Raw genomic sequence first — 6427 nt, forward strand, 5'->3', positions numbered from 1 at the left:
GTTGCGTCCTCTTTTTTATAAATCTTTCACTCGTAATACACGCATTGCATTTAACACTGCAAGTAGTGTCACACCAACATCTGAGAAAACAGCTTCCCACATTGTTGCAATACCAAAGGCACCAAGTAATAGAACGATCCCTTTTACACCTAAAGCAAAGATGATATTTTGCCACACTATACTTCTTGTGCGTTTCGCAATTTTTACAGCTGTCGCAATTTTTGAAGGCTCATCAGTCATAATAACGATGTCTGCCGCTTCAATTGCTGCATCTGATCCTAAACCACCCATCGCAATACCAACGTCTGCACGGGCTAATACTGGTGTATCGTTAATACCGTCACCAACGAAGGCAATTTTTTCTTTTCCATGCTTCGCTGCATCAATTTTTTCAATCTCTTCTACTTTTTGTTGCGGTAGTAATTCCGCATGAACTTCATCTAAGCCTAATTCTTTACCGACAGCTTCACCAACTGTTTTTGCATCACCAGTTAACATTACTGTCTTTTTAATACCTAGTTCTTTTAACTTTTGAATCGCTTGTTTCGAATCCTCTTTTACCTCATCAGAAATAACAATATAACCTGCATATTTTCCATCTACAGCAACGTGAACTAATGTACCTACTGTTTCTGGTTGCTTAAATTCAATATTTTCTTTTCTCATTAATTTTGCATTACCTGCAAAAATTTCTTTTCCTTGTACTTTTACGACTGTACCGTGACCAGAAATTTCGTTATAATCATCGATTATTTTTTCATCAATTGATTTTCCATATGCCTTTCGAATAGATTGGGCAATTGGATGGTTAGAATATACTTCAGCAAATGCCGCATACTCTAATAACTCTTCACTTGTAGTACCTTCGCTCGGTTCCATTTTTGTAACTTTGAAAACACCTTTTGTTAATGTTCCTGTTTTGTCAAAAACAATATATTTTACATCATTTAAAGCTTCTAAATAGTTACTACCTTTTACTAACACACCACTTTTAGATGCACCACCGATACCTCCAAAGAATCCAAGAGGAATGGATACAACTAACGCACATGGACAAGAGATTACTAAGAACACTAAAGCTCTATAAATCCACTCAGAGAATGTAGCTCCTTCTAAAATGAGTGGTGGAATAAACGCCATGATCGCCGCTGTAATAACTACAACTGGAGTGTAGTAACGTGCAAACTTCGTAATAAAGTTTTCCGTTGGTGCTTTTTTACTGCTTGCATTTTGAACTAAATCTAAAATTTTTGATACAGTAGATTCACCGAATTCTTTTGTAACTTCAATTGTCAACACACCATTTTGGTTCACAAAGCCACTTAATACATCATTTCCAACTTCTACTTCACGTGGTACAGATTCACCTGTTAATGCTGAAGTATCTACCATTGATGTTCCTTCAATTACTTTTCCGTCTAACGGCACTTTCTCACCTGGCTTAACGATAATATAATCGCCAATTTTTACATCTTCTGGTGATACTTGCTTCGTTTCATTTCCAATCTTTACATTCGCATAATCAGGACGAATATCCATTAATGAAGTAATTGATTTTCGGGAGCGGTTTACCGCAATACTTTGGAATAGTTCTCCCACTTGATAAAATAGCATTACTGCTACAGCTTCAGAATATTGTTGAATTGCAAAAGCTCCTACAGTTGCAATTGCCATTAAGAAGTTTTCATCAAATACTTGGCCACGAGTTATGTTTCTTATCGCTCTCCAAACGATATCTCCACCTATTAATAAATAAGCAAGGACAAATAACGGAATTGTTACCATTTGTGGTAAGCCCGCTAATGCAGCAATTGCTGTCAAAATTCCGCCGATCACTAATCTCCCTACCATCTTTTTCACATTTGCTTCACCATGATCGTGACTATGTCCGTGGTCATGACCGTTCTTCTCTTCACGAACAACTTTCACATCTGGTTCTAACTTTTGAACGACATTTGTTATATTTGCTACAGTCGCTTCTAGTTCTCTTTTATTCGCAACTTCTACTCGTAATTTCTTCGATACGAAATCAACAGTTGCTTCTGAGACAGCTGGCATTTCCTTCACTTTATTTTCAATTTTCATTGCACAGTTCGCGCAATCTAAACCTTCTAATATAAATACTTCTTTAGCAATTTTATTTTTTTGTTCTTCTTGAACTTTAATATGCGGTTCTAATTTTGTAACGAGTTGTTTTGCTTCCGTAACAACTTCGTTTTCTTTATTTTGTGCTGTTTCTAAGATCATTGTCTTTGTTGCGAAGTTTACAGAACAAGAATTTACCCCTTCTATATTCCCAACACCTTTTTCAATTTTCATTGCACAGTTCGCACAATCTAAACCTTCTAACATCAGTTTCTTTTTCACCAATGCTTCAGCCATCGTTCTCCCTCCTCGCGTTCTTTTATTCTTCTTCGTTTACGTGTTCAAACGCTTGCTCGAAGATATGAATTACGTGCTGGTCAGCTAACGAATAATAAACAACCTTTCCTTCTTTACGATTCTTCACAAGTTTCGCTTGCTTTAACACACGAAGCTGATGCGAAATAGATGATTGTGTCATTCCTAATAAATAAGCTAAATCACAAACGCACATTTCAGCTTCAAATAGCGCATGTAATATTCTCGTACGTGTACGGTCACCTAATACTTTAAATAGTTCTGCTACTTTACTTAAACTTTCATCAGTTGGAATTGTTTGTTTTACTTGCTCTACAACTTCTTCATGAATTATCGTTTGAGAACATGTCTCTTGTGGTGTTTCTACTTTATTTCCAGCCATTATAGCTCACCTCTTTAATTGAACATATGAACAATCATTCATATATCTTATACTCTTATTATATGAGCGTCCACTCATATGTGTCAATGAAATCTGAATTTTTTTTATGAACATTCCGTTCACATTTTAATAAGTCGTATACATATTTTCCGCACTCTCTATATTCTCATACAAAAAAGGATGCACAATTCGCACACCCCTTTTTACTTACTTTTCATTTTTCACCGCATCCACAATTAAAGAAACAAATCCTAACTGATTATCCCGATTTCTATGGTCAAAACGTTTCGAACGATAAATAAATCCATCTTTCTCATTCCAATCATTATAGTGAAACTTACCATTCTCATCACAGTATTCTAAGAGCATCACTTGAAAACCTGCTGATTCAAACATGGACTTGATTGTTTTATAGTTATGAACAATTTTATGGCTTGCTGCAGGATGATCTAATGGACCAGGTCCACCTACTTGTACCCCTTGCTGATATTCTTCATCTGGAAAAAATGCATCTGGTACTGCACAACGAATATATCCATTCTCTATTAAAAACTCATAACAAATTTTTGCAGCTTCAATTCCTTCTTCATATGATAAATGCTCCCATACATGTTCTGCCAAAATTACTGATAAAGAATTAGGTTGAAATTTATCAAGCCAAGTTTCTCTCCGTAATAAATTTAATTCTTCTTCATTCGTATGTAACCAACCAGGGTTATTATTATAACCCTCTGCTCCAACAACAACTTTTGCTTCTTCCATTTCGCTCCCACCCTTTTTTCATATTCCGACAGAAAAATTCGACAAAATAATATACATTCCCTTTATTTCAACAAAAGAAAAAGCCTTGCGCGCTCCCTAGACGCACAAGGCTTACTGTGTTTATATCCCTTTAATTAGCTTGTTCTAAATTATCCTGCGAACTTCCATCGTCTTTTAAATGACTATGTTTTTTCGAATAAACAAAGTATACAACTACTCCGATTGCTAACCAAGCACCGAAGTACATCCATGTTTTTAATGGTAGATTTACCATTAAGAATAGACAACATGCAATTGAAATAATCGGCAAGATCGGTACAAGTGGTACCATAAATCCACGTTGTAATTTTGGATGTGTTTTACGAAGAATAATAACTGACACACCAACCATCGCAAATGTTAACAACGCTCCAATATTCGCTAAATTCGACAATTCTTTCAAATCGATAAATCCAGCAATTAAAGCACTACCAATTCCTGTTAACCAAACTGTAAATGTTGGTGCTTCTGTCTTTTTATTAATTTTCGCGAAAGATTCTGGCAATAAACCGTCACGGCTCATAGCGAAGAATACACGTGTCGTTGCATAAATGTAAGCAAAAATTACTGCCATAATACCAATTACAGCTCCAATTGCGATTATACCAGCTACTTTATCTTGTCCTACAACTTCTAACACATACGCCATCGCTTCCGGTACATCTAGCTCTTTATATGAAACCATACCCGTCATAACGAGACAAACTACAACATAAATGATTGTACAAATGACTAACGAAGCGATAATACCAATCGGTAGATCACGTTGCGGATTTTTTACTTCTTCAGCAGAAGTTGCTAATGCATCAAATCCTAAGAAAGCAAAGAATACTGCTGCTCCCCCCGCGAAAACTCCACTTAAACCATACGGTGCAAATGGTATCCAGTTTTCTGGTTTCACGTAGAATACACCAACTGCAATGAATAAAACAACGATACCAATTTTAATTAATACCATTATGTTATTCACTCGTTTACTTTCTTTCGTACCTCTTGATAATAACCAAGTTATAACTAATGTAACGATAACTGCTGGTAAATTCACTATACCACCTTGAGACGGAATCGTTAGCAGTGCTTTTGGAATTTCAAGCCCTAATCCACTCACTAAGTTATGGAAGTAACCAGTCCATCCGCCAGCTACTGCGGCAGTCGTTACAACATATACGGATAGTAATGTCCATCCCATTAAATGAGCTACAAACTCGCCAATTGTTGCATATGAGTATGTGTACACACTACCTGAAACAGGAAGTGTAGAAGCAACCTCTGCGTAACATAATGCTGCAAATCCACAAACGATGGCTGCAATCATGAATGAAAAAATAACTGCTGGACCAGCATCTCTTGCTGCTACTAATCCAGTTAATACTAGAACTCCTGTACCAATTATCGCACCAATCCCTAGCATTGTTAGGTCAAATGCCCCTAGCGTTTTCGTCAAAGTTTTACTTTTACTTTCCCCTAACAATTGCGTAACGGATTTCTTTTTAAATAGGTTGGCCACGATGTATGCCCCCTTTTGCCAAGAAGAGCTAAGAGATCTTCACTCTTAGCTCTTATCATGTTGTTTTATATATTGTTCGATTTTGTTTTGTATAATGCTTCTATTAGCAAGATACTGTTTCTGCTTCTAATAATTCTTTAGCACCTTTGTACTCTACACCGTGAGCTTCTGCAACTGCTTCAAATGTTACATAGCCATCTAATGTGTTAATACCTTTTAATAGTGCAGTGTTGCCTAGGCAAGCTTCTTTGTAGCCTTTGTTAGCAATTTGTACTGCATATGGTACTGTTACGTTTGTTAATGCAAGAGTTGATGTACGTGGAACCGCACCTGGCATGTTTGCAACTGCATAATGAACAACGCCGTGTTTTTCATAAGTTGGGTTATCATGAGTTGTAATACGATCAGTTGTTTCGAAAATACCACCTTGGTCAATCGCGATATCTACAACAACAGAACCTGGTTCCATTGATTTAATCATTTCTTCTGTTACAAGTTTTGGAGCTTTTGCACCTGGGATTAATACTGCACCGATTACAAGATCAGACTCTTTAACAGCTTCTGCAATATTGTAAGGATTAGACATTAAAGTTTTTACTTGGTTTCCGAAAATGTCATCTAATTGACGAAGACGTTCTGCGCTTAAGTCGATGATTGTTACATCCGCACCTAGTCCAACTGCAATTTTAGCAGCATTTGTACCAGCTTGTCCACCACCGATGATTGTTACTTTACCACGTTTAACCCCTGGAACACCTGCAAGTAAGATACCTTTACCGCCTTTGTTCTTCTCAAGGAATTGTGCACCAATTTGTGCAGCCATACGACCAGCTACTTCACTCATAGGTGCAAGTAATGGTAATGAACGATTTTCTAATTGTACTGTTTCATATGCAATAGAAACAACTTTTTTCTCGATTAAAGCTTTTGTTAATTCTGGCTCTGGAGCTAAGTGTAAGTATGTGAATAAGATTAAGCCTTCACTGAAGTGTTTGTATTCGCTTTCAATTGGTTCTTTAACTTTCATAACCATTTCCATGTTCCAAGCTTCTTCAGCTGTATCAACAATTTTTGCTCCCGCTTCCACATACTGAGCGTCTGTGAAACCAGATCCTAAACCTGCACCCTTTTGAATGAATACTTCGTGATTGTTACGAATTAAATGTACAACACCTGCTGGTGTCATTGCCACACGGTTTTCGTTGTTTTTAATTTCTGCTGGTACCCCAATACGCATAATGAAATGCCCCCTTATAATTAACAGAAAAAAGAGATTCTTTTTTCTTTTTGTAATAATTAATAACTTATGTCCTTATTCTAGCATAACTTAAAAGTTA

At 36.6% G+C, this 6427-nt stretch carries 5 protein-coding genes; all 5 read right to left on the bottom strand.

The window, feature by feature from the left end:
* Positions 1-15: 15 nt before the first annotated feature.
* The 5 genes from ACQGS6_RS20940 to ald all read right to left on the bottom strand — a co-directional run bounded on the left by ACQGS6_RS20940 (position 16) and on the right by ald (position 6327).
* Positions 16-2382: a heavy metal translocating P-type ATPase gene (locus tag ACQGS6_RS20940; RefSeq protein WP_000796554.1), complete on the bottom strand. Its 2367-nt coding sequence runs from the start codon at positions 2380-2382 to the stop codon at positions 16-18.
* A 22-nt stretch (positions 2383-2404) separates the two neighbouring features.
* The gene (locus ACQGS6_RS20945) at positions 2405-2782 is read right to left on the bottom strand and encodes an ArsR/SmtB family transcription factor (RefSeq protein WP_000918378.1); all 378 of its coding nucleotides are present in this window, start codon (positions 2780-2782) and stop codon (positions 2405-2407) included.
* A 207-nt stretch (positions 2783-2989) separates the two neighbouring features.
* On the bottom strand, positions 2990-3544 hold the full coding sequence (locus ACQGS6_RS20950; RefSeq protein ID WP_000390570.1) for a class I SAM-dependent methyltransferase: 555 nt from the start codon (positions 3542-3544) through the stop codon (positions 2990-2992).
* Between the two features lie 130 nt (positions 3545-3674).
* A complete protein-coding gene (locus tag ACQGS6_RS20955) occupies positions 3675-5090 on the bottom strand; it encodes an amino acid permease (protein ID WP_001284887.1) in 1416 nt (471 codons plus the stop codon).
* 103 nt (positions 5091-5193) lie between these two features.
* Complete coding sequence (gene ald, locus ACQGS6_RS20960; protein ID WP_001219744.1) at positions 5194-6327, bottom strand: alanine dehydrogenase; 1134 nt, start codon at positions 6325-6327, stop codon at positions 5194-5196.
* Positions 6328-6427: the final 100 nt, after the last annotated feature.

The organism is Bacillus sp. GMs2/2 (genome assembly GCF_050172095.1).
GTDB classification, from domain to species: domain Bacteria; phylum Bacillota; class Bacilli; order Bacillales; family Bacillaceae_G; genus Bacillus_A; species Bacillus_A cereus.